This window comes from Ventosimonas gracilis, assembly GCF_001580025.1.
In the GTDB taxonomy this organism is placed as follows: domain Bacteria; phylum Pseudomonadota; class Gammaproteobacteria; order Pseudomonadales; family Pseudomonadaceae; genus Ventosimonas; species Ventosimonas gracilis.
The window spans coordinates 1-385 of the sequence record NZ_LSZO01000032.1; the positions used below are offsets into that span (position 1 = coordinate 1).

1 protein-coding gene is annotated in these 385 nt (G+C 42.1%); it reads right to left on the bottom strand.

What is annotated here, in order from left to right; translation table 11 throughout:
• Positions 1 to 385, bottom strand: a 385-nt coding sequence (locus AXE65_RS14115; RefSeq protein WP_239685017.1) for a transposase, incomplete at both ends; no start/stop codon positions are given.

The following is a 385-nucleotide window of genomic DNA, read 5'->3' on the forward strand; positions in this document are numbered from 1 at the left end:
ATAGGCATTCTGGCTGTCTGAAGAAGGATTTGACGAGTTCAGGCAATTTTTGAATGCGAAACAAAACACTCAATGCAAGTTCTTTCATTTCGTCTTTGCCCTGCACCAGTCTTCTTGAAATATGGCGTTTGACATGCGCCCATACCACCTCATCCGGATTCAATTGCGGTGCGTACGGAGGAAGAAAGAACAGTTTTAATTTTCCTTCTGTTTTACTTACAAAGTCATTGACCTTTTTTGATCGATGAACAGGATGCCCATCAACAATAAGAAAAACCGGATTTTCTGCCCCTATCAATAATCGCTTGAGAAATTCAATAAACACTGGCGCAGTGGTTGTACCATCATTGAGCATAAAGCGCATTTTCCCGCTTGGGCTAATGGC